The 21,324-nt window shown below is 66.9% G+C and carries 25 protein-coding genes; 7 read left to right on the top strand and 18 right to left on the bottom strand.

Features of this window, described 5'->3' with window-relative positions:
- Nucleotides 1-49: 49 nt before the first annotated feature.
- Entirely contained in the window at nt 50-1,618 is a 1,569-nt protein-coding gene (locus tag JOZ79_RS08610) for an alpha/beta hydrolase-fold protein (protein ID WP_294073235.1), read from the top strand.
- 12 nt (nt 1,619-1,630) lie between these two features.
- On the opposite strand, the gene JOZ79_RS08605 is transcribed toward JOZ79_RS08610, so the two are convergent.
- Nucleotides 1,631-1,951: a TIGR02300 family protein gene (locus JOZ79_RS08605; protein ID WP_294073234.1), complete on the bottom strand. Its 321-nt coding sequence runs from the start codon at nt 1,949-1,951 to the stop codon at nt 1,631-1,633.
- A 150-nt stretch (nt 1,952-2,101) separates the two neighbouring features.
- Between JOZ79_RS08605 and cmk the strand changes: the two genes are divergently transcribed.
- Nucleotides 2,102-2,728 carry a (d)CMP kinase gene (gene cmk, locus JOZ79_RS08600; protein WP_294073232.1) on the top strand — a complete coding sequence of 209 codons (627 nt, stop codon included), beginning with the start codon at nt 2,102-2,104 and terminating at the stop codon, nt 2,726-2,728.
- Here the strand turns inward: cmk and JOZ79_RS08595 are convergent.
- A complete protein-coding gene (locus JOZ79_RS08595; protein WP_294073230.1) occupies nt 2,725-3,312 on the bottom strand; it encodes a CAP domain-containing protein in 588 nt (195 codons plus the stop codon). The genes cmk and JOZ79_RS08595 overlap by 4 nt on opposite strands.
- A gap of 213 nt (nt 3,313-3,525) precedes the next feature.
- Between JOZ79_RS08595 and JOZ79_RS08590 the strand changes: the two genes are divergently transcribed.
- A complete protein-coding gene (locus tag JOZ79_RS08590; protein WP_294073228.1) occupies nt 3,526-4,707 on the top strand; it encodes a hypothetical protein in 1,182 nt (393 codons plus the stop codon).
- 103 nt (nt 4,708-4,810) lie between these two features.
- Nucleotides 4,811-6,403, top strand: a complete 1,593-nt coding sequence (locus tag JOZ79_RS08585) for a secretin N-terminal domain-containing protein (protein WP_294073226.1) — start codon at nt 4,811-4,813, stop codon at nt 6,401-6,403.
- Nucleotides 6,404-6,513: 110 nt separating this feature from the next.
- Here the strand turns inward: JOZ79_RS08585 and JOZ79_RS08580 are convergent, their stop codons facing one another.
- Both JOZ79_RS08580 and JOZ79_RS08575 read right to left on the bottom strand, forming a co-directional pair.
- Nucleotides 6,514-6,672, bottom strand: a complete 159-nt coding sequence (locus tag JOZ79_RS08580; RefSeq protein ID WP_294073224.1) for a Flp family type IVb pilin — start codon at nt 6,670-6,672, stop codon at nt 6,514-6,516.
- 181 nt (nt 6,673-6,853) lie between these two features.
- A complete protein-coding gene (locus JOZ79_RS08575) occupies nt 6,854-8,842 on the bottom strand; it encodes a transglycosylase domain-containing protein (protein WP_294073222.1) in 1,989 nt (662 codons plus the stop codon).
- A gap of 107 nt (nt 8,843-8,949) precedes the next feature.
- Here JOZ79_RS08575 and JOZ79_RS08570 point away from each other — a divergent pair, with 107 nt between their 5' ends.
- Nucleotides 8,950-10,434, top strand: a complete 1,485-nt coding sequence (locus tag JOZ79_RS08570; RefSeq protein ID WP_294073220.1) for an ABC transporter substrate-binding protein — start codon at nt 8,950-8,952, stop codon at nt 10,432-10,434.
- Between the two features lie 4 nt (nt 10,435-10,438).
- Nucleotides 10,439-10,867: a DUF4112 domain-containing protein gene (locus JOZ79_RS08565; RefSeq protein ID WP_294073218.1), complete on the top strand. Its 429-nt coding sequence runs from the start codon at nt 10,439-10,441 to the stop codon at nt 10,865-10,867.
- Here the strand turns inward: JOZ79_RS08565 and JOZ79_RS08560 are convergent.
- The 14 genes from JOZ79_RS08560 to JOZ79_RS08495 form a co-directional block, all read right to left on the bottom strand.
- Complete coding sequence (locus tag JOZ79_RS08560; RefSeq protein ID WP_294073216.1) at nt 10,864-11,577, bottom strand: TonB family protein; 714 nt, start codon at nt 11,575-11,577, stop codon at nt 10,864-10,866. The two genes, JOZ79_RS08565 and JOZ79_RS08560, sit on opposite strands and share 4 nt — an antisense overlap.
- An 18-nt stretch (nt 11,578-11,595) precedes the next feature.
- Complete coding sequence (locus tag JOZ79_RS08555; protein WP_294073214.1) at nt 11,596-11,910, bottom strand: hypothetical protein; 315 nt, start codon at nt 11,908-11,910, stop codon at nt 11,596-11,598.
- 138 nt (nt 11,911-12,048) lie between these two features.
- The gene (nadA, locus tag JOZ79_RS08550) at nt 12,049-13,089 is read right to left on the bottom strand and encodes a quinolinate synthase NadA (RefSeq protein WP_294073212.1); all 1,041 of its coding nucleotides are present in this window, start codon (nt 13,087-13,089) and stop codon (nt 12,049-12,051) included.
- 59 nt (nt 13,090-13,148) lie between these two features.
- Nucleotides 13,149-13,892: a hypothetical protein gene (locus JOZ79_RS08545; protein WP_294073210.1), complete on the bottom strand. Its 744-nt coding sequence runs from the start codon at nt 13,890-13,892 to the stop codon at nt 13,149-13,151.
- A 68-nt stretch (nt 13,893-13,960) separates the two neighbouring features.
- Nucleotides 13,961-14,689, bottom strand: a complete 729-nt coding sequence (locus JOZ79_RS08540; protein ID WP_294073208.1) for a DUF4230 domain-containing protein — start codon at nt 14,687-14,689, stop codon at nt 13,961-13,963.
- Entirely contained in the window at nt 14,674-15,519 is an 846-nt protein-coding gene (locus tag JOZ79_RS08535) for an MBL fold metallo-hydrolase (RefSeq protein WP_294073206.1), read from the bottom strand. The genes JOZ79_RS08540 and JOZ79_RS08535 overlap by 16 nt, the downstream gene beginning before the upstream one ends.
- 17 nt (nt 15,520-15,536) lie before the next feature.
- A complete protein-coding gene (locus JOZ79_RS08530) occupies nt 15,537-16,781 on the bottom strand; it encodes a glycosyltransferase (RefSeq protein WP_294073204.1) in 1,245 nt (414 codons plus the stop codon).
- A gap of 262 nt (nt 16,782-17,043) precedes the next feature.
- Nucleotides 17,044-17,358 carry a Grx4 family monothiol glutaredoxin gene (gene grxD / locus JOZ79_RS08525; RefSeq protein WP_294073202.1) on the bottom strand — a complete coding sequence of 105 codons (315 nt, stop codon included), beginning with the start codon at nt 17,356-17,358 and terminating at the stop codon, nt 17,044-17,046.
- Entirely contained in the window at nt 17,351-17,605 is a 255-nt protein-coding gene (locus JOZ79_RS08520; protein ID WP_294073200.1) for a BolA family protein, read from the bottom strand. Before JOZ79_RS08520 ends, grxD begins: the two co-directional genes overlap by 8 nt.
- 11 nt (nt 17,606-17,616) lie before the next feature.
- Entirely contained in the window at nt 17,617-17,946 is a 330-nt protein-coding gene (locus JOZ79_RS08515) for a DUF1476 domain-containing protein (protein WP_294073198.1), read from the bottom strand.
- A 59-nt stretch (nt 17,947-18,005) separates the two neighbouring features.
- On the bottom strand, nt 18,006-18,374 hold the full coding sequence (locus tag JOZ79_RS08510; RefSeq protein ID WP_294073196.1) for a hypothetical protein: 369 nt from the start codon (nt 18,372-18,374) through the stop codon (nt 18,006-18,008).
- 10 nt (nt 18,375-18,384) lie between these two features.
- Complete coding sequence (locus tag JOZ79_RS08505; protein WP_294073194.1) at nt 18,385-19,020, bottom strand: CoA transferase subunit B; 636 nt, start codon at nt 19,018-19,020, stop codon at nt 18,385-18,387.
- A 3-nt stretch (nt 19,021-19,023) separates the two neighbouring features.
- Nucleotides 19,024-19,530 (bottom strand): DUF4440 domain-containing protein, encoded by a 507-nt coding sequence (locus tag JOZ79_RS08500; protein ID WP_294073192.1) that lies wholly within the window; start codon nt 19,528-19,530, stop codon nt 19,024-19,026.
- Nucleotides 19,527-20,234: a CoA transferase subunit A gene (locus JOZ79_RS08495; protein WP_294073249.1), complete on the bottom strand. Its 708-nt coding sequence runs from the start codon at nt 20,232-20,234 to the stop codon at nt 19,527-19,529. The genes JOZ79_RS08500 and JOZ79_RS08495 overlap by 4 nt, the downstream gene beginning before the upstream one ends.
- A gap of 117 nt (nt 20,235-20,351) precedes the next feature.
- Here JOZ79_RS08495 and JOZ79_RS08490 point away from each other — a divergent pair.
- Nucleotides 20,352-21,324 (top strand): hypothetical protein (locus JOZ79_RS08490; RefSeq protein WP_294073190.1); only part of this gene is annotated, 973 nt, incomplete at its 3' end.

Genomic DNA, 21,324 nt, shown 5'->3' with positions numbered 1-21,324 from the left:
GCGGCATTCCACCGCACATCCTCTCGCACGTGTTCGAGGGGAAGAGCGCATGCGCGTGGCCATCGCACTGTTGGCATCGTTGGCACTCGCAGCGGCTGCGCCGCCGGAAGAGGTGCCGGTGCGGCTCGATGTCGCCTCGCCAGCGCCGCTGTCGGGGCGCCTGATCCTGTTCGCGGAGCCTGCTGAGGCGGGAGCACCCGATCCGGAGTCGGTCGATGCCAACCCGTTCGCGGGGACGCCGACAGCGGTTGCGGCGCGCGATATCGCTTCGCTGGCCAGCGGCCAGGTCGCGACCGTCGATGCGGACACGGATGCAGTGCCGGATGCGTGGTCGAAGCTGCCGCCAGGGCGCTATCACGTGCAGGCGGTGCTCGACGTCAATCGCGACTATAATTACGCGGGCCGCGGCGCCGGCGATGTCGTGTCGAAGGTCGTCGACGTCACTCTTCCCGGCCCGGCGCCGGTGATCTCCCTTTCGACGATCGTGCCTGCCGCCGACCCTTATGCGGCGGACAATCCGCGGCAGCAGGCGCTTGCCGCCTATCTGCCCAAGGTCCGGCCGATCAACTTCGTCAGCGCGAAGCTGAGCGCCTTCTGGGGACGGCCGATCGTCATGGACGGCTGGGTCGCGCTTCCTCCCGGCTATGATCCGGCGTCGGCCAGGACCTGGCCGACCGTCTACCAGACGCACGGCTTCGGCGGCGACATCCATTCGGCGCGCTGGTCGGCGGCAAGCTACCTCAAGCTGATGACCGAGGGCCGCATCCCGCCGATGATCTGGGTCGCGCTCGACGAAAGCTCGGCGACCGGCACGCACGAGTTCGCGGATTCCGCGAACAACGGGCCCTGGGGAGCTGCGCTGACGACCGAGCTCATTCCTTATCTCGAGCATCAGTATCGGATGGATGCGCGCCCTTCGGGGCGTTTCCTCACGGGGCATTCGTCGGGCGGCTGGGCGACCCTGTGGCTGCAGACGCGGTACCCGAGGATTTTCGGCGGGACCTGGTCAACCTCCCCGGATTCCAGTGACTTCCATGACTTCACGGGTGCCGACCTCTATCGGCCGGGCGCCAACGTCTATGTCGATGCCGCCGGCAAGCCGATCCCGCTCGTCCGGATGAACGGCCGCGACGTCGCGAATTTCGAGGATTTCGCGAAGCTCGAGGCGGTGCTCGGCGCCTATGGCGGGCAGATGGCGTCGTTCGACTGGGTCTTCTCGCCCAAGGGCCCCGACGGACGGCCGGTGCCCATGTTCGACCGGCGCACTGGAGCGGTCGATCCCGCGGTCGCCCTTCACTGGCGCAACCATTATGACATCGCCTACCGGCTGCAGGACGAGTGGCCGGCGATCCGCAAGGATCTCGACGGGAAGATCCACGTCATCGTCGGGACGCAGGATACGTTCCACCTCGACGGCGCGGCCCACAGGCTGCAGGCGGTGCTGAAGCGGCTCGGAGCGAAGGACGACGTGCGCTTCCTGCCGGGTAAGACGCACTTCGACCTTTACGAAGCGAGCGGCGACCCGAACGCACTCACGGTCGAGATCGCGAAGGAAATGTACGCGGTGGCGCGGCCGGGGAACAGCTTCGCGAGCTCGGCCCCGGCCTCAGCGCACTAGTCGCTAAGAGCGCTAGCCCTCGTCGTCGTCGGACGCGGTCTCGACGCCGATGTCATCGTCGCCGGTGTCGAGATCGACCTCCTCGTCGGCGCTGATCTCGGCGTCCTCGTCGACCGCGAGATCCTCGGCGGCGAGCTCATCGTCCTGCGCCGGCTCCTTGGCCGGGGCGGCGGCAACCTCGAACGCCAGCGGCTGCTTCGACTTCAGGACCGGCTCCGGAACCCAGTCGTTGCCGCAGCTGATGCAGTGCACCGGATTGTCGTTCGCGAGGTCATAGAAGCGGGTCGAGCACTTGGGGCAAGTGCGCTTGGTGCCCCATTCGGGCTTCACCATGTAAGATGTCTCCAGTTCGAATATTCGGTTCGAGAATTGGGCGGCCGCAGCGGCTCTCGCGCGGCGTTCGGCGGCGCGCCTTGCCATAGGCATATGGCCCTGTCAAAGCGCCGTTTCCAGACGCCCGTGAGCCGCCGGAGTGGAAAGCGCATGATCATCGCCGTCGATGGGCCGGCGGCCAGCGGCAAGGGCACCATCGCCCGCGCGCTCGCAGCGCATTTCGGGCTGCCGCACATGGACACCGGGCTGCTCTATCGAGCGGTCGCGCTGAACCTGTGGCGCTGGGGCGGCGACCCGGCCAGCGAGTTCGAGGCGCTTCGGGCGTGCGACAATATCAGTCTCGATCCCCACGATGAGGAATTGCGGAGCGAGCCGGTGTCGATGATCGCCTCGTCGATCTCGGCCTATCCGGGCGTGCGCTCGGCGCTGCTGCAGCGACAGCGGGAGTTCGCGGAGCAGGAGGGCGGCGCAGTGCTCGACGGGCGGGACATCGGCACGGTGATCGCGCCGGAGGCGGAGGTGAAGCTGTTCGTCACAGCGTCGCCGGAGGTGCGAGCCGAGCGGCGGACGAAGGAACTGGCGGCGCGGGGCATGACGGCCCATTTCGAGGATGTCCTGGCCGACATCCGCGCGCGGGACGAGCGCGACAGCGGCCGCGAGGCGGCGCCGTTGCGCCGGGCCGAGGATGCGATGCTGCTCGATACGAGCGCAATGGACGCGGAGGCCGCAACCGCCGCTGCGATTCTGCTGGCCGAGGAGAGGCTGCGCGCCGGCTAGCGAGCGGCGAGCGTGGCTCCCGACGCTCCGGCGGCGACGAACACCGGCTTGCCGTCGATATTGCCCGGCGGCGAGTAGCGGCAAATCAGATAATCCCAGTCGGCCTGGTAGAGCGCGCAGCCGACATGCGTCGTCGTCGGCCACACCATTTGCGTGTAATGAGCCACGTCCTCCCAATTGCCGCTTGCGCTGACCGCCGGGAAGACGCCCGGACGAACGAAGCGCTTCTCCGCCGACCACATGCCGACCAGCTGTTCGGGGGCGAGGGTGCCGTGATAGGCCATCGCAAGGTTTTCGCGCTGACCCGGGCGGCTCTCTCGCGGTGAATGGGCAAGGCGGTGGAGACGAGCGAGGACTGGGCCATAGCTCGCTGCGGACGCCGCGAGCGCCGGGTCCCAGACGAGCGGAGCATGGCCGACGAGCAGCCGCTCATGGTTCTGGACAGCGAGCAGCCGGACCGCGAGCTCTCCGGTCGCGGCGCCGGTCGGAACGCCGAAAGAAACCGCCTGGGCGGGGGCCGGCGAACTGACGAGACCGACGATCGTGACGGTTGCGACGGCGGCAGAAGCGATGATCCTGACCATCCGATTATGATGCTAGGTCAAGGGTTAAGAAGGTTCTGACAGCAGTGCCCGGTTGCTGGCTTCACGACGAAGCGACTGTGTGACGCGATGAAACCGGGAACGCGGGACAGAATCGGCCATATGGCCAGTTGCATTTGCGCGTGGCGCTGTCAGCCTCCGACATCCCTGTCCTGGGAGAATCGGAGTCTTGTTATGAGTCTGAAAACATGGGGAATGATTGCTCTTGCCGGCGCTGTGGGCGTCGCTTCGGCCGTGCCTGCGAATGCGCAAAGCGCGCAGGCGATCGAGCATAGCGGCCACACGTTCCACGTCGCCGTCTGCGCGCGCCACAATGCGATCGGCACCGCGCGTTGCTTCGCGCATGTCGTCACCGACGCGCGTGGCAATCCACTCAACGGCAAGATGAACCCGAACGCCGTAGGCGCTCCGAGCGGCTATGGGCCCGTCGACCTGCGCTCGGCCTACAAGATCACGACCAATGGCACGGCGACGATCGCGATCGTCGATTCGGGCGGCTATTCGAAGGCCGAGTCCGACCTCGGCGTGTATCGCTCGCAATATGGGCTTCCGGCCTGCACCACCGCCAACGGCTGTTTCCGGAAGGTCAACCAGTCGGGCGGCACCAGCAGCTATCCGCGCGACGATACCGGCTGGTCCCAGGAATCCGCCCTCGACCTCGACATGGCCAGCGCCATGTGCCCCGGCTGCAAGCTGATCCTCGTCGAGGCGAACAGCGCGACCCTGGCGAACCTCGCGGCGGCTGTCCGCACCGCGGCCAGCCTCGGCGCGACGGTGATCTCGAATAGCTATGGCGGCAGCGAGAGCGGCTCAACGAGCTATGAATCGGCCTACAACCAGCCCGGCAGGGCAGTGACCGTGTCCACCGGCGACAGCGGCTACGGGACCCAGTTCCCGGCATCGTCGCCGCATGTGATCGCCGTCGGCGGCACGAGCCTGGTCAAGGCCAGCAACGCCCGCGGCTGGAACGAGACCGCTTGGACCTCGGGCGGCAGCGGCTGCAGCACGACTTACGCCAAGCCGGCGTTCGAGACCGATGGGCTGTGCACGAAGCGCATGGAAGCGGATGTCGCCGCCGTTGGCGATCCGAACACGGGCGTCGCCGTCTACGGACCTGCCAGCAGGAGCCGTTCGGGTTGGATGGTGTTCGGCGGAACGAGCGTTGCTGCTCCGCTGGTCGGCGGCATCTACGGCGTGACGGGTCATGGCCCCGGCGATGCCAACAACCTCTGGAAGAACCTTGGCAATGCCGCGGCGATCAACGACGTGACCGGCGGCACCAACGGAACCTGCGGCGGCACCTACTACTGCTCGTCGCAGGCCGGTTATGACGGCCCGACGGGCGTTGGAACGCCGAACGGCACGAGCGCCTTCTAAGGCCTCGAGTCGCCAGGACAGGCACGGGCCGCGCTTGCCGCGGTCCGTGCTTTCCCTTAGGCTTCGTCGATTAAGTGCTTTGAATCCAGCTGGAATGCCGTTCTTGAACCGTCTCTTCGACCGCACGGGCGTCCGGCGTCTCTTCACCTTCCTTGCCGCGATCCTGCTGCTGTCGACCGGCGGAGCAGCGTTCGCGCAGGCCGCGCCCGCGACCCTGACCAAGATCACGGTGCTGACGGAGTCCCCTCAGGAGACCCGGCTGCAGCTCGCGTTCGAGCCCAAGGCGAACGGGTTCGCGCCGGTCGGCAATGACGTGAACCGGCCCGCGCTCGGCCTGGCGCTGACCACCCGCGGATCGAGCGCCGTGACGCCGGCGAACCTCAAAGGGCTGGTGCGCCAGATCACCTTCGACAAGTTCGAGGACATCCTCATCCTTCGCTTCGCGGTCACCTCGGCGTCCAGCGTGACCGCCGCGCCCAGCGGGGACAAGACCATCGACGTGACCGTGTCGACCGGCGCTCCAGCCGTTACCGTGCAGACCGACCAGCCGGGTACTGTTGCCGCCGACGTGCCGCCGCCGATGGGCTATACGCCGGGCGACGCGTTCGAGATGGTGCGGCTGAAATATGCCGACGTCAGCGAGGTCGTCGGGCTGCTGAGCCAGGCCGCTAGCGTCAAGTCGAACGACGTGTTCAATCCCAGCGAGCCGGCGTTCGGGTCGAACAGCCTGACCGGCAACACCTATAATCCGGGCCCGACCACCCAGGCGCCGGGCAGCGACGACACCCCGCTCGGCCAGTCGATCGACGCGGGGATGGCGATCGACCGCCGGCTGAATGCCGTGTGGCTGCGCGGCGCGCCCGACTATATCGCCCGGATGAAGGCGATGATCGCCGCCATCGACGTGCCGCTCGACAGCGTCATCCTCGAGACCCAGTTCGTCGAGCTCACCGAATCCGGCGCGCGTTCGATCGGCATCGATTTCGCCAATTCCAGCGGCCAGATCGCGGTGTTCACTGCCGGGTCGGGCCAGTTCATTCCGGTCGGCTACAGCCAGGGCACCGGCCGCTACGACGGGCAGGGGAACCCGATCCTGTCCGGCCACCTGACCAGCGTCGGGCTCCAGGCGGCGGTCTATGCCCAGATCCAGAAGGGCAACGGGCGTATCGTCTCCAAGCCCAGGATCGCCGCGCAGAGCGGCTCGACCGCCAAGATCATCACCGGCGATGCGCTTCCGATCCTGACTTCGATCCAGCTGTCCGGCGTCAACGGCGTCCAGCAACAGGTGGAATATGTGAACGTCGGCGTGACCCTGCAGATCGCGCCGCGAGTCAGCAACGACGGCTATGTGTCCAGCCACGTGTTCGCGGTAGTGTCGAGCGTCACCGGCTTCAGCCAGGGCTATCCGACCATCAGCCAGCGCGAGGCGGAGACGGCGGCGACGGTGCGCGACGGCGATAGCTTCGTCATCGGCGGGCTTAGCCAGGACGACGTCATCAATACCAAGACCAAGGTGCCGCTGCTCGGCGACATCCCGCTGCTCGGCCAGGCATTCCGGACCGACAAGTCGACGACCAGCAAGACCGAGCTCTATATCATCGTAACCCCGCACATCGTTCGCCGGGTCGGAGGAATCGTCACCACGACGACGACGGTGCAGACCTATCCGGCGGGCGCGCCGGTGCCGCAGCCCTGATCGAGGACGGCGCGCAGGCCGTCCTGGACGCGCCGAGCGGCATTTTCCGCAGGCAAAGAAAAAGGCGGCGGCGCCGAAGCGCCACCGCCTGATCCTTGTTTCGCTGTCGCTTAGAGCGAGGTCGAAACGTTGCTGAACGTCGAGCTCAGCTTCGAGCCGATCGCGGTCATCGCGCCAATGGCGGCAACGGCGATGAGGGCGGCAATCAGGCCGTACTCAATGGCGGTCGCGCCCTTCTCGTTCTTGAACAGCTTACGAATCGTGGCCATCTCTGGTCTCCCTTGGTTCCATCCGGGAAGCAGCTTCCCCACCTGCGCTGGGCATTCCCGCGTAGGATGAATTGGGAAATAGGCCTCACTGGTTGAGAAAGATTTAAGGCCAGAGGTTCCCGAGGATTAACCAATTCGGACGGACTTGCGGGAGCTTTCCTCCAGTCCGGGGAGAGCCGACCTATCGCTCGTCGAACAGATGGGCGAGGGCGTCGCCTAGATCGCGAAGCTCCTTCGTCCTGTTGCTCCAGTCGGCCGGGAGCGGGCTCTTTCGGTCATCGTCGGAGGGTTGCGGGCGGCGCGGCGCATCGAACGGGAGCGGAGGCGCGCCATGATGGTCGATGGCGAGCGCGGAAGTCATGAAATTGTGCCAAATCTCGGCTGGCAGCGTTCCGCCGCTGACCTCGCCGAGGGACGTGTTGTCGTCGCGGCCGATCCACACGCCGACCACGAGGTCGCCGGCGAAACCGATGAAGACGGCGTCGCGGTTCTCCTGCGTCGTGCCTGTCTTGCCGAAAGTCGGAACAGCAAGCGCGGCGCGATGGCCGGTGCCGGTGTTGGCGGCGGCGTAGAGGAGGTCGAGCATCGGCGCCTGGTCGCGCCGGCTGTCCAGCCCCCCGCGCGTGCTGAAGAAGGCCGACAGGCCGGTTTCCTGCGGCACCTGCGGGAGGCCGCGGGCGACGACCGGATAGCGGCCGCCGGCGAGCGCGGCATAGGCGGAGGTCAGCTCGAGGAGGCTGACTCCCGAGGTCCCTAGCGCGAGGCTTGGGTTGTTCGGCAGCGGCGTCGAGATGCCGAGGTCCCGGGCGGCGCGGATGACGTTATTGCGGCCGACCGCTTCCTCGAGCCGGACGGTGGCGGCATTGCTGGACCGGGCGAACGCCTCGCGCAGGGTGATCGGGCCGCGATAGACCCTGTCGCTGTTGGCCGGGCTCCAGCCCTCGATCGTGACAGGCTTGTCCTGGACGATGCTGTCGGGCGTCCAGCCAGCGCGCATCGCGGCGAGATAGACGAATAGCTTGAACGCCGAGCCCGGCTGGCGTCGGGCCTGGGTCACCCGGTTGAAGGGCGAGTCGCGGTAGCTCTTGCCGCCGACCATGGCGACGACGCGGCCGTCGGGGCGCATGGCGACAAGCGCTGCCTGGGCGCCGCCGAGGGGCGCGTGCGAGACGGCGCGGATCGCGAGCCGCTGGAGACTGGAATCGAGGGTCGTCGGGACCTTCACCTCGCCGAAATCCGGTGCCTGGGCGGCCTGCGCATAGGGCGTCACCCAATCCGCGAAATAGGATCCGGTCGGAATCCGCGAGGTCAGGGCGACCGGCCGCGCAAGCACTGCCGAGCGGGCGCGGGCCGGACTGATCGCGCCGGTGCTCGCCATTGCCCCGAGCACGAGCTGGCTGCGCTTCTGGGCGGCGGCGAGATTATGCGTCGGCGCAAGGCGCGATGGCGCCTGGACCATGCCTGCGAGCATCGCAGACTGCGCGAGGCTCAGATGCTCGGGGTCACGGTTGAAATAATGATGGGCCGCTGCGCGCAGGCCATAGACGCCGTCGCCGAAATAGACGCTCGACAGGTAGCGGGAGAGAATTTCCTTCTTAGTCAGCCAGGCTTCCAGCCAGAAGGCGATGATGATTTCCTGCGCCTTGCGCTTGATCGTCCGGTCGCCGGTCAGGAAATTGGTCTTGGCCAGCTGCTGGGTGATCGTGCTGCCGCCCTGACGGACTCCGCCGCCGTGCATGTCGGCGACGAAGGCACGGGCCATGCCGCGCGGGTCGATGCCCCAGTGGCGATAGAAGCGCCGGTCCTCGATCGAGACGAAAGCGGCCGGAGTGATCGGATTGAGCTTGTCGACGTCGACCGGCGCTTCCTTGAGCGCGCCGCGGCGAGCGATCGCCTGGCCGTCTGCGGACACCAGCAGCAGGGCCGGATCCTTAAGCGGTTCGAGCGCGCGGCCGAGCGGCGCGGTGACGACCAGCCAGACGAGCGTGACGAGGATCAGGGCGGCGATGCTGTAGAGGACGATCGGCCAGCGGCGGCGACGCGGGCGTTGCGGCGGCTCCTCCGGCGCAAGCGGTTCCGGCGAGTCGCCCGCGAAGGGATCGGGCAGCTCCTCGACCGGATGGCCGCCGTTGCTCCAGACGTCGTTCCAGTTACCGTCCCGATCGGTCACCCTAGATCCGACTCCGCCTCACGCCGCTACTGCTTTAGTTCAGTAAAACAGCGGCCCGGATATATCCAGACGCTTGCTGAACGGCGGCTTGCGACTAAACCGTGCCGATGCCTCGGGCCTTCCTTGCCGCCGCTTTGGCCGTCGCATCGGTGCTGTTTGCCGGGAGCTGCAGCGACAAGCCACAAGGATCGACGCGCGTGCTCGTCATCGGCGCCGCAGCGCCGCAGATGCGTGATCTCGCCGCCGGCCCGCTGGCCGCGCCGGACGCGGTCCTGATGGCGAACGCCGCGCAGGGGCTGGTCCGGTTCGATGCGACCGGGCAGATCGTGCCCGGCCTCGCAGAGCGATGGAACGTCAGCGACGACGGCCTCACCTATATCTTCCGAATCGCGACCACCAACTGGCCCGACGGCAAGAAGGTGACCGCGCAGCAGGTCGCTCGCATCCTGAAGCGGCTGGTTGCCACGTCGAGCAACGATCCGCTGAAGGATACGCTGGGCGCGGTCGGCGACATCGTCGCAATGACGGATCGAGTCGTCGACATCGAGCTTCGCGCGCCCCGGCCGAATCTTCTGGAGATCCTCGCGCAGCCTGAATTCGCGATTGCCCGGGACGGCGCAGGAACCGGCCCGTTCGCAGTCGCAGGCGGCACCGCCGCTGGCGGCGACTTGCGTCTGGTCCGCGAGCAGGCGGCCGACGGCGACGAGGAAGGGACGGCGCGGCGCGAGGAAGTGCTGCTTGGAGGCGCGAACATCGTCCAGGCGATCAACACGTTCGGCGGCGGCAAGGCGGATATCGTTCTGGGTGGCACGTTTGCGGACCTGCCTTATCCGCTTTCCCGGAAGCAGACCGCGCAGGCGCTGCAGTTCGACCCGGCGTCCGGACTCTTCGGCCTGGTGCCGGTGCGCTCGGGCGGGCTGCTCGACAATGTCGAGGTGCGGCAGCTGCTCAGCCAGGCGATCGACCGCGGCGCGCTGGTCGATGCGCTCCATGTCCCCGGTTTGGCGGCGCGCGCGACATTGCTCGAACCCAATCTCGACGGGATGCCCACCGTGGCGCAGCCGGCCTGGTTCGGGACCGTGCTAAGCGACCGGCGCTCGGCGATTGCCGCGACGGCGGCGCGGCTCCTGCCCACGGGCGACCCGAAACCGACCCTGCGCGTCTTCCTGCCGGAAGGGCCGGGCGCAAGGATGCTGCTCAACCGCCTGACCGCCGACTGGGGCGCGGTGGGAATCCTGGTCGAGCCCGCTCCCGACCTCAAGTCCGCCGACCTGGCCCTGGTCGACGAGGTCGCGCCGTCGACCTCGGCCGCCTGGTTCCTGCGCCGCTTCCGCTGCGACCAGGTCCCGGTCTGCGATGCTGCCGCCGACCAGCTGCTCGACGCGGCGCGGCAGACAGCGGTCCCGGCGCAGCGCTATGCCTTGCTGGGCCAGGCCGCGGCCGCGATGGACAATGCGCAGCTGTTCATCCCGCTCGCGGCCCCCGTCCGCTGGTCGCTCGTCGCCGAGCGGGTGACGGGGTTCGCCGGGAACCGCTACGCCCGTCATACGCTCACCGACCTGGAACAACGGCTGAACCCAGGAGGAAACTGACGCAATGCCCGGACAAGCGCGCCTGAACCTGCCGGTCGGGACCGATCCCGCGTCGGTGCGGCAGCGCGTCGAAGCAATGGAGCGAATCCTGGAGCGGCTGGTGACGATCCCGGGCATCAAGCGTGAGGTCGGGCTCGACGCGATGCTCGATCTTGTTCCCGTCGTCGGCGACATCGCCGCGGCGGCGCTCGGCGCCTACATCGTCTGGGAAGCCAAGAATCTCGGGATGTCGCGGTGGAAGATCGCGCGCATGACGGGCAATGTCGGCGTCAACTGGCTGCTTGGACTGGCGTCCGTGGTGCCGGTCGTGGGCGTCATCCCGACCCTGCTGTTCAGGTCCAACACCTATAATTTGCGCATGATCAAGCGGCACCTCGACAAGCATCACCCGGAGACGGCAACGATCGAGGGCGAGCTCGGACCGAGCCGCTAGCGCCCGCCGGCGATCCAGTCGTGATCGCCATCGACCTCGTCGGCAATCGGACGGCCGAAGCGGTCGGTGCTCGGGCGGTAGACAAAACGCTGCTGCACCAGCCGACAGGTGAGGGCGTCGAGCTCGGCCGCGCCGCTTGATCGAGTGACGGTGCAGCGGCCGACGCGGCCCGTCGGCTCGACCGTGAAGGTGAAGGAGACGCGGCCGCCGACGCCGGCGTCGCGAAGGTCGCGCGGATAATCACGCGAAGTGATTTCGCCCGCGATCTGTTCGAGATCGGTCCCGCCGCCGCCCTCGCCCGCGCCATTGCCGCTGCCGCCGGTGCCGCCACCGGCACCCGTGCCGAGTGCTGGACCGACGCCGTTGCCGCCGCCCGACGCGGGCGCGCTGGGCTTGACTGCAACGATCGGTTGAGGCGCCGGGTGAACTGGCGCCGGCTTCGGCCCTGGCCCGCCGCGGGGCGCCGCCGGCGCGGCCCTGGGGGCGGATTCGGCATGATGCACAACCGGTTTACGCGGCGGTGGCGGAGTCTGGGGCGGAGGCGGCTTCGGCAGCGTCATGTCGATCACCCGCTCGACGCTGTCCCGGGTGCGCTGGACGTCGACCCGGAAACCGCTGATCAGGGCGAGGACCAGGCCGCCCTGGACGAGCGCGACCGCGGTGAGCGCCACCAGGCGCTCACGCGGCCGAACCGGTGCCGGAGCGGGCATCGGCGCCCGCTTCAACGCTTAGCGAACGTAGTAACAGCGCCGGTGGGCAGTCGCCGTGCGGTCGATCGCTCGTCCGGCGACGACTCCGCCGACCGCGCCGGCCGCCGCGCCGAGCAGGCCGTGGCCGATGATGCTGGGACCCGCGACCGCACCGGCGACGCCGCCAACGACAGCGCCGGTGTTCCCGCGCGAGTAGCGGCAGACGTGGTGACGGTAGTACGTGCGGCCATAATAGTGATGGCGATATGTGGCGGCCTCCGCGGGAACGGCGATCGAGGTCGCGGTCGTGGCAGCGAGCGCAAAGGCAGTGGCAATTCGGGTAAAGCTGGTCATTTGAGCAAACCTCATTCGATTGGTTTCGGTCAGCAAACGGATTGGGTGCGCTGCTGTTTCCATCGAGAGCCGGATAACGGCGAGATGGTGCACCAGAACGATACGGCGCGCTCGTTAATTGCGGGCGGATGAACGCCGTCAGTCGCCGCTGATCGCCTGGTCTATCTCCTCCGGGTGGTCGACGATCGGAAGGATCGGCTTGCCGACATCGCCCTTGCCGACGGTCGACGAAGCCATCTCCAGCATCCGCTCGAGCGGCACGCGCGCGCGGCCCATGATTTCGGGGGATAACTCGATCCTGGGCTCGAGGTCGCGAAGCGCCACGTACAGCTTCTCGAGCGTATTGAGCGCCATGTAGGGGCACATGTTGCAGTTGCAGTTGCCGTCGCCGCCGGGGACCCCGATGAAGGTCTTGTCGGGCGCCGCTTTCTGCATCTGGTGAATGATGTGCGGCTCGGTCGCGACGAGGATCGTGTCGGCGTCGCTTTCCAGCGCGAAATCGAGAATCGCCCGAGTCGATCCGACCATGTCGGCATGGTCGACGATGTGCGGAGGGCATTCCGGGTGTGCCGCGACCGGTGCGCCGGGATGCTCGGCCTTGAGCTTTAAAAGTTCGGTCTCGCTGAAGGCCTGGTGGACGATGCAGATGCCCGGCCATAGCAGCATCTCGCGCCCGAGCTTGCGCTGCAGATAACCGCCAAGATGCCGATCGGGACCGAAGATGATCTTCTGATCCTTCGGGATCTGGTCGAGGATGATGTGCGCGCTGCTGCTGGTGACGATGATGTCGCTGAGCGCTTTCACCGCTGCCGAACAGTTGATGTAGGTCAGTGCGATATGGTCCGGATGGGCGGCACGGAATGCGGCGAACTGATCGGGCGGACAGCTGTCCTCGAGACTGCAGCCGGCATCCATGTCGGGCAGGATCACGGTCTTCTGTGGGCTGAGGATCTTGGCCGTCTCGGCCATGAAGCGGACGCCGCAGAAGGCAATCACGTCGGCGTCGGTTTCCGCTGCCTTGCGGGAGAGATCGAGGCTGTCGCCGACGAAGTCCGCGAGGTCCTGGATTTCCGGCTTCTGGTAGTAATGAGCGAGGATGACCGCATTGCGCTCGCGCTTCAGCCGCTCGATCTCCGCGAGCAGGTCAACGCCTTTGAGGCCGGGCGAAAGAGCGGTCATTCACGTCTCCAGCGACGGCGGCCCCGCACCGCCCGTCACTGGAGGAGATATGCAGGCGATCAGGTGCCTGCAACCGCGCTGGCGGCGGAAACGACCGGCGGAAGTATCGCGGCGAAGGACACGAGCGAGTGAACGCCGATCAGGATCGCCGCGCAGGCGATCGTCGCCGGGTGCACCTGGCCAAGGACCTTGCGGTCGTGGCGGGCGATGACTCCGACGAAGACGAGCTGGACGAGCAGCGCCACCCATTCGCCGTAGTCGCCGAGCAACGGCATCGGAAGCAAGCGGCCGAGCGCGGGTTCGAGGAGCAGGAAGGTCGCGCCGAACATGATCCGTCGGTGCCATTCGGTGCGGCGGCGAAGGCTGACCGCCCAGGCCACGGTTGCCGCGAAGGCAGTCGCTTCGATGACGGTCAGCGACAGGAAATAAGGTTGCGTGAAGATCGGCGGCACCATGTGCATCGACAGGGCCGTATAGCCGACCGCGCAGCCGAGGACTGCCACGGCAGCGACGACGATTGCGGATGCCCAGCCGACCTTTCGGTGAAGAGCAAGCTCTCCACGGTGCACGAGCTGGTTCTGGAGGACGAACAGGCCGAGCCAGGTCATCATTACCAACGCATGCGCGTGAATGACCGGCGGCATCTTGCGGATGTCGACGAAGCCGCGCAGCGAGAATTGAGCGAACGCGACAATGATGAAGAGCGCCAGCACGATCGCGTAGCGCGCGAAAAAGGACTGGTCGGCCATGAAGCCGCGCGCGGCAGTCCGCGACGCGAAGCCCGCATCGGCATTGGTCGCCATGTCGATACCCCCGTATCTGTTCCCCGGAGTCGGGTTCTAGCAGAGGTTAACCATATCGTGAACCCTCCTCAGCGCCCGCCCGCGGCCTCCTGCCGGCGGATCCGCTCGGCGTTGGCGATGGCCTCGTCATAGGGCGTCGACAGGTCGAGATAGGACGGATCGGCGGCGCCGTCGGTCGGGAAGCGTGCGACGACCTTCGCATCCTTGAACCCGGCAGCGACCAGCGGCATCGCGAAGCTGCGCTCGACCGCGGCTCGCGCCGACTGGCGGGCAAGCTGCATCGGCACCTGGCCTTTCGCCTGGGTGCGAAGGTCGGAAACGGCTCGGGCGCGGTTCACCGAGTCGAGCTGCTGGTTGGCATTGGTGAGCGCCGAGAGGACGCCGCCGCCGCCATATTCCTTGACCGCATTGAGGTCGACGTCGGGGCCGGCGATCTCGATCTCCGGCAGTTTTACGCTGAGCGTGTGGGCAGTACCGTCCCAGCTCACATCGCCGTTCTGGAGCTTCGACAAGTCGAGTTCGTAGCGGACGTCGCCGGGCAGTATCAGCGTCCGTTCCGAGCTGACCAGGCCGCCTAGGCGCTGCTGCTGGCTCGACACTACCGACACATAGCGGGCGGCGAAAACGGTCAGCCGGTTCTGCGCGCGCATCGACTGCAGGCTGGCATTGGCGATGGTCTTGGGGTTCGGACCGAAGATGCTGTCGGCAATGCCGCTGGCCATGCCAAGCAGGACGCCGAGCGCGAGGGCGACCACAATCGCGGCAATGATCAGGGGTCGGTTCAGGCGGCGGTCCATGCGTCTCCTTCCCGCTCAACGAGGCCGCGCCGCTCGAGGTCCAGGAGATGAGCGAGCACCGATCCACCGGCAGCCGCAGTGAGGCGCGGATCGAGTCCCGGATAGGCGTTTGCGACGATGTCGGAAACGGCCCGTGGGCGTTCGGCGACCAACTTCGCGATCTGGCGCTCGCGCTGCATCCGGTGGCCCATGAGGTGGCGCACATATTGCGCGGGGTTGGTCACGGCTGGCCCGTGCGCGGGATAGTAGACGCGGTCGCCCCGCTGTCGCAGCGTGTCGAGGCTTGCCATATAGTCCGCCATGTCGCCGTCCGGAGGCACGACCACCGTGGTCGACCATCCCATGACATGATCGCCGGTGAACAAGGCGCCGCGCCAGGCAAAGCAGAGGTGGTTGGAGGTATGGCCGGGCGTCGCGACGGCGGTGATCGGCTCGCCGTCGATGTCGATGCTCTCGCCGTCCGCAAGCACGCGATCGGGCCGATAGTCGCCATCGAACGACGCGTCGGCACGCGGGCCGACAGCAGCGAGAGCGAGCGGTGCGCAGCCCACGATAGGGGCGCCGGTGCGTTCGGCGAGGTCGCGCGCGGCCGGGCTGTGGTCGCGATGGGTGTGCGTGCACAGGATCGCATGGACGGGACGGCCGGCAATTGCATCCACGAGCGCCTCGACATGCTCGGGCAGGTCAGGGCCGGGATCGATTACGGCTATGCTGTCGCTGCCGACGATATAGCTCTGCGTGCCGGTGAAGGTGAACGCGGACGGGTTGTGCGCGAGCAGCCGGGCAATGCCGGGCTCCAGCGTCTCGAGCGTGGCGTAGGGCGCGTCCAAGCCGCCGCTGCTGCCAGTCAGGCGCTTGCGAGGTTGGCAGCGACCGCCCCACCCTCGGGCGCGCTTGCCGTCCGCAGCGCCAGAGCGGCGGGATAGACCCGGCCGAACAGCGCCTCCATGCTGCGTTCCCAGCCGAACTGGAGCGCATGGTCGCGCGCTTCCGCGGCAATTGCGGCGCGATCCCCGGACCAGACCGACAGGATGTTGGCCGCCATCGCATCGGCATCGCCCACCGGCCCGAGTCGGCCGACGCTGGCTGGCACCCGGTCGATCATCGCGCCGGCCTTGACGCCGACGACCGGCAGCCCCGATGCCTGCGCCTCAATGATCGAGATTCCGAACGTCTCGTCGGCCATCCCGGACGCGTAGATCTCGGCACTTGCAAGCCAGGTCGCGAGTTCCGAACGGCTGCGGACATAGCCCGGCATGACGATCCGGGGATCACCGAGCTCCGCGATCTCGGCCTTGAGGGGCCCCTCGCCGAGAAGCGCGAGCCTGGCGCCGAGCGCTGGCGGAAGCTTGCGGAAGGCCTCGACAACGACATCGGGCTTCTTCTCACCGTCCAGGCGGCCCGCATAGACGATCAGCGGCTGGCCATCGGCGAGCCCGAGCTTGCGACGGAGCGACGCGCTGCGCTTGGTCGGGCCGAATTCGCCGACCTCCACTCCTAGCGGCACGACGTCGACGTTCGGGACCCCGAGGCTGCGCAGCTTCGTCGCGCCGCCATTCTCGCTCAACGCGAAGACGGCGTCGAAGCGGCGATAGAGAGCGCCGGCGTAGGCGTAGCCGAGCCGCGCAGCGAAGCCGGCGAGCGTTCGGCCGGCCAGCCGCGACAACGGCCTCTCGCCATAAACGGTCGGAAAATCGGTCATGTAGGCGGCGACCAGGGCAGTTGCCGCGAATCGCCGGCGATGGCGGATCGCCGACCACGGCAGGTTGTACGCGTCCTGGCATTCGATGAGGTCGGGCCGGAACTGGTCGAGCGCTCGGCGGACCGCGCCGTTTCGCAGCAGCAACCGATAGTTCGGGCTCCCCGGCACGCGCGGAGAGCGGATGGTGACGGTGACCGACCGCCCCTCCTCGACGACCGAATCCTCCGCGCCGGGAATGATCATTAGATGCCGGTGGGGCGTCGAATCGAGGATGTGCCGTCGCTTGTGCAGCAGGTAGGTACGCACGCCACCGCCGACTTCCGACCAGCTCTGCGTCAGATCGCAGAACAATCGCGGGCCGTCGCGGGTGGAGGGATCGTCGCGGCTCATCGCCGTTCCCAACCCGACGCGGGCGACAAAGTGCCAGTGACGTCCGAAAGGCGCATGTTCTGTCGGAATATTTTACGCATCGGGCATGGTCGTTGATTGACCTTCAAGCAAGAAATGACCGAAATCCGTCACTTCTTCGATTTGGCACGCGGATTGCTATATTTATCCCGTCCACTTGGTTCCACACCACGAAGGGGCGGTTCGATGGGTTCTCTGGTCCCCTCGCACCGCCCCTTCCTCGTTTCGGCTCCCGCGGCGCGGATCAGGCGTCTGCGCCGACCAGCTGCTGCAGCTCCCCACTCTCGTACATCTCCATCATGATGTCGGAGCCGCCGATAAACTCGCCGCGCACGTATAGCTGAGGGATGGTCGGCCATTCGCTGTAGGCCTTGATACCCTGGCGGATGTCCTGGTCCTGAAGCACGTCGACTGTCTCGTACCTGGCGCCGAGGCGGTCGAGGATGGCGATCGCGCGGCTGGAGAAGCCGCATTGCGGGAACAGCGCCGTGCCCTTCATGAACAGGACGATGTCGTTGGCCTTGACGATGTCGGCGATGCGGGATGAGGCGTCAGTCACTATTGGTCTCCAAGGTTTTCGGCACTGCCGTCTCGAGCTGCAGTGCGTGAAGCTCACCCCCCATTCGTCCCCCGAGCGCGGCGTAGACAGCCTGGTGCTGCCGGACCCGGCTAAGGCCCGCAAAGCTGCCGCTAACGATTCTCGCCGCATAATGGTCCCCATCGCCGGCAAGGTCGCGGATCGTGACCTCGGCGTCCGGGATTGCGGCTTTGATCAGCGCCTCGATTTCGCTTGCGGGCATCGGCATGCGTGGCGGCCTTACAGGTTCGTCGATTCGATGATCTGGCGCCGCGCCTCGATTTCCTTGTTGCGCAGCGCCGCCTGAATCTGGGCGTCGTCGCACTCGATGCCGGCATTGGTGAGGTCGCCGAGCAGCTTGCGGACGACGTCATGGTCGCCCCCCTCCTCGAAATCCGAGCGGACCACGTCGCGGGCATAGGCCTCGGCCTCGGCGTCCGAGAGGCCCATCTGCCGCGCCGCCCATTCGCCGAGCAGTCGGTTGCGCCGCGCGGTGATCCGGAACGTCATTTCCTCGTCATGCGAGAACTTGGTCTCGAAGGCCCGCTCGCGCTCGTCGAAGGTGGTCATGGGGTCCCCTCGTTGCTGTTCGCCTGCAAATAGGTCGGCGGGCGGGCCGGCGCAACGCGCTAGCGCTCGCGGCCTATCCACCAGCGCAGGACGAGGAGTACCAGGCCGCAGGCGATCGTGTCGGCGAGCCAGTCGAGCGGGTCGCTGTCACGGTGAAGGACCGGGATCGCCTGCAGGACCTCGATAACCGCGCCGAACGCGGAGAGGCTCACAATCAGCGAGAGGGTCGATCGGCGCGGAAAGGCGGCCGTGCCAAGCACGCCAAGGCAGGCGAAGGCCATGATGTGCTGCACCTTGTCGTTGGGATTGCCGGGCACCTCCGGCGGGTGCGGCAGGAGCGCCATCACCAGCGCGAACAGGGCCGCCGCCCAGAACAAGACCTGAGCTGCGCGCGTGCCGCTCCAGCGGGCGACGAACCGGTTGAGCATGTTAGCGCCCTTAGTCGTCGTAGCGGGCGCTGGTCTTGGCGCGCACCTCGTCGGCGGTGACTCCGGGCGCCAGTTCGATCAGGCTGAAAGGGCTCAGGTGGTTGCTGCGCTGGAACACGGCGAGGTCGGTGATGATCATGTCGACGACGTTCCTGCCGGTTAGCGGCAGCGTGCATTCCGGTATGAACTTCGGCTCACCGGCCTTGGAGGTGTGCTCCATGACGACGATGATCTTCTTGACTCCGGCGACCAGATCCATCGCGCCGCCCATGCCCTTGATCATCTTGCCGGGCACCATCCAGTTGGCAAGGTCGCCTTCCTGGCTGACTTCCATCCCGCCGAGGACCGCAAGGTCGATGTGGCCGCCGCGGATCATCGCGAAGCTGGTCGCGCTGTCGAAATAACTGGTGAGCGGCAGCTGGCTGACGGTCTGCTTGCCGGCGTTGATGAGGTCGGGGTCGACCTCGTCGTCATAAGGGAACGGGCCGATGCCGAGCATCCCGTTCTCGCTTTGCAGCGTCACCGTGACGCCGTCCGGCACGTGATTGGCCACCAGCGTCGGGATGCCGATTCCGAGATTCACATAGAAGCCGTCCTCCAGCTCCTTGGCTGCGCGCGCGGCCATTTGGTTGCGGTCCCAGGGCATCGGCTATTTCTTCTCCGTCAGCATGTCCTTGGGCAGCGGAAACACGACGGGTGTGCCTTCCTCCTGCCACAGGATGGAGGCCACCAGCCATTTGCCGTCGACCTTGACGAGCTGGAAGCTGTTGATTCCGCGCTCGTGGAAGCTGCCGCTCTGGGTGCGGCCGTCGTAGGATGACCAGACGGTGGCGAGGTTGCCATAGACCTCGGTCCGGCGGCCGAGCTCATGCTCGGTGAAGCCTTCCTTCTCAAGGATCGGGCCCGATTTGGCGATGTAATTGTCGAGGTCGCCGCCGCGAATGCCCTTGTCCGTGATGACCCGAAGAAGCGCGTTGGGCGCGAACAGCGAGCGCATCTTGTCGAAGTCGCGCTTCTGCCCGGCAGGGCCGGAGATCACCGCGTAGACATCGTGCATGGTCTGGTCGATCGCGGCAAGGTCGGCCGCGCTAGGCTTCGCGGCCACCGGGGTGGCGAACAACGCGCCCGCCGCCAGGGCCAGTGCAACCTTCATCATGCCGCAGCCCTTTCGCTGACAGTCCTGAATTCGATCTTCTTGTCGTACGGGCTGCCGTCGATCAGCCGGTTCACGTAGATCGACGGCAAATGGATGCAGTCGGCGTCGAGCGCACCGACGGCCACAATCTCCTCGACCTCGGCGACGCAGACCTTGCCGCAGGTCGCGGCCGGCAGGTTGAAGTTGCGGGTCGTCTTGCGGAAGACGAGGTTGCCGGTCTCGTCGGCCTTATAGCCCTTGATGATGCTGAGGTCAGCGCGGATGCCGCGTTCGAGGATGTAATCCTCGCCGTCGAACTGCTTGACCTCCTTGCCCTCCGCGACCTGGGTACCAACGCCGGTCCTGGTGTAAAAGCCGGGAATGCCGGCGCCGCCGGCACGCATCCGCTCGGCGAGCGTCCCCTGCGGGCAAAATTCGACCTCCAGCTCCTTGGCGAGGAATTGCCGCTCGAACTCCTTGTTCTCACCGACGTAGGACGAGATCATCTTCCTGACCTGGCGCGTCCGCAGCAGCTTGCCGAGCCCCTCATTGTCGATACCGGCATTGTTCGAGGCGATCGTGAGGTCTTTGACCCCGCTTGCGACGATCGCATCGATCAGGCGTTCCGGGATCCCGCACAGGCCGAACCCGCCGGCGGCGATGGTCATGCCGTCGAACAGAAGTCCGTCGAGCGCCGCGTCGGCATTGGGATGGATTTTCTGCATCAACTTTGCTCCCGTCGAGGCGACCTAGGGCGAAGCGCGAGTGGCGGTCAACGATCAACGACACCCGTTGGTCGAATGGCTGTTTATCGGCCCGGGGCGGCAGCGCAGCCTTGGCCGATGGTTGCAAGCATCGCCGTCCTGGCGCTCACAGCCTCAGTCGCCCTGCAAGCGTTCCCCTCCGACCCGGCATTGCCGGCAAGTCTGCAGCGCTTCCGATCGATCCGGGATTTCGTGTTCGACCGCGGCGATGCGTTGTGGCCAGGATTTGGGCGGGCGCCGTTCGATGCCTTGTTCATTTCGCCATCCAATGAGCGCCTCTATTGCCGTGCCACCCTTCCGGACGGCTTCATCGTGGCTGGACGCGATCCGATCACCGGATGCTCGAGCGGCATCCGCCCGCGCGGCAGTCTGCCGGCGGGGCTGCTGGCCGCAATGCCGGTCTTCGGGCCGCCGTCCACAATCGTCATGGGCACGCCGCAAGCGACCGGCCGGAGCGATGCCGACTGGACGCGCACGATCCTGCACGAGCATTTCCACCAGTGGCAGGACGCACTTCCCGGCTTCTACGGCCGCGTCGCCAAACTCGATCTCAGCGACGGCGACGAGACCGGCATGTGGATGCTGAACTTCCCGTTCCCCTATGCGGAAGCGCACACCGTCGCGGCGCTTGGCGCGGCGTCACGGTCGCTTGCCAATGCGCTCGATGCGCGCGGCCATCTCAACTTCCGGGCGAAGCTGCAGGCTTACCTGATCAAGCGGCGCGCCCTAGCGCGAACCGTGGGCACCAGGAACTGGCGCTACGCCGAGCTTGAACTGTGGAAGGAAGGCGTTGCGCGCTGGACCGAGATACAGCTCGGCAAGCGCTTCCCCGATGCCGCCGTCCAGGCTTCGGCGGTGAAACTCGAGCAGCGCTCGCGCGATTGGCTCGACACGCCAGACATCGCCGCCGCGGGCCGGGAGTTCGTCTACCCCTTCGGGGCCAGCGAGGCGATGCTGCTGGAGGCCTGCGGGCCCGCTTGGCGGCGTGCCTATCCGTCTCAGCTCGCGCTTGGTCCCTTGCTCGAGCGAGCCGCGCGCAGGTGCCGATCCC

Source organism: Sphingomonas sp., assembly GCF_019242355.1.
Lineage (GTDB): Bacteria > Pseudomonadota > Alphaproteobacteria > Sphingomonadales > Sphingomonadaceae > Sphingomicrobium.
This window is presented reverse-complemented; position numbering and strand designations above follow the sequence as displayed.

Excerpts from the sequence above, each read along its gene's own strand:
- JOZ79_RS08505 (WP_294073194.1), bottom strand. The coding sequence starts at position 19,020 with ATGCCCTGGGACCGCAACCAAATGGCCGCGCGCGCAGCCAAGGAGCTG.
- JOZ79_RS08510 (WP_294073196.1), bottom strand. The coding sequence starts at position 18,374 with ATGCTCAACCGGTTCGTCGCCCGCTGGAGCGGCACGCGCGCAGCTCAG.
- JOZ79_RS08605 (WP_294073234.1), bottom strand. The coding sequence starts at position 1,951 with ATGGTGAAGCCCGAATGGGGCACCAAGCGCACTTGCCCCAAGTGCTCG.
- JOZ79_RS08500 (WP_294073192.1), bottom strand. The coding sequence starts at position 19,530 with ATGATGAAGGTTGCACTGGCCCTGGCGGCGGGCGCGTTGTTCGCCACC.
- JOZ79_RS08530 (WP_294073204.1), bottom strand. The coding sequence starts at position 16,781 with ATGAGCCGCGACGATCCCTCCACCCGCGACGGCCCGCGATTGTTCTGC.
- JOZ79_RS08580 (WP_294073224.1), bottom strand. The coding sequence starts at position 6,672 with ATGGCCACGATTCGTAAGCTGTTCAAGAACGAGAAGGGCGCGACCGCC.
- JOZ79_RS08545 (WP_294073210.1), bottom strand. The coding sequence starts at position 13,892 with ATGGCGACCAATGCCGATGCGGGCTTCGCGTCGCGGACTGCCGCGCGC.
- JOZ79_RS08595 (WP_294073230.1), bottom strand. The coding sequence starts at position 3,312 with ATGGTCAGGATCATCGCTTCTGCCGCCGTCGCAACCGTCACGATCGTC.
- JOZ79_RS08570 (WP_294073220.1), top strand. The coding sequence starts at position 8,950 with ATGCCTCGGGCCTTCCTTGCCGCCGCTTTGGCCGTCGCATCGGTGCTG.
- JOZ79_RS08560 (WP_294073216.1), bottom strand. The coding sequence starts at position 11,577 with ATGCCCGCTCCGGCACCGGTTCGGCCGCGTGAGCGCCTGGTGGCGCTC.
- JOZ79_RS08590 (WP_294073228.1), top strand. The coding sequence starts at position 3,526 with ATGATTGCTCTTGCCGGCGCTGTGGGCGTCGCTTCGGCCGTGCCTGCG.
- JOZ79_RS08555 (WP_294073214.1), bottom strand. The coding sequence starts at position 11,910 with ATGACCAGCTTTACCCGAATTGCCACTGCCTTTGCGCTCGCTGCCACG.
- JOZ79_RS08495 (WP_294073249.1), bottom strand. The coding sequence starts at position 20,234 with ATGCAGAAAATCCATCCCAATGCCGACGCGGCGCTCGACGGACTTCTG.
- JOZ79_RS08610 (WP_294073235.1), top strand. The coding sequence starts at position 50 with ATGCGCGTGGCCATCGCACTGTTGGCATCGTTGGCACTCGCAGCGGCT.
- nadA (WP_294073212.1), bottom strand. The coding sequence starts at position 13,089 with ATGACCGCTCTTTCGCCCGGCCTCAAAGGCGTTGACCTGCTCGCGGAG.
- JOZ79_RS08520 (WP_294073200.1), bottom strand. The coding sequence starts at position 17,605 with ATGCCGATGCCCGCAAGCGAAATCGAGGCGCTGATCAAAGCCGCAATC.
- JOZ79_RS08515 (WP_294073198.1), bottom strand. The coding sequence starts at position 17,946 with ATGACCACCTTCGACGAGCGCGAGCGGGCCTTCGAGACCAAGTTCTCG.
- JOZ79_RS08540 (WP_294073208.1), bottom strand. The coding sequence starts at position 14,689 with ATGGACCGCCGCCTGAACCGACCCCTGATCATTGCCGCGATTGTGGTC.
- cmk (WP_294073232.1), top strand. The coding sequence starts at position 2,102 with ATGATCATCGCCGTCGATGGGCCGGCGGCCAGCGGCAAGGGCACCATC.
- JOZ79_RS08565 (WP_294073218.1), top strand. The coding sequence starts at position 10,439 with ATGCCCGGACAAGCGCGCCTGAACCTGCCGGTCGGGACCGATCCCGCG.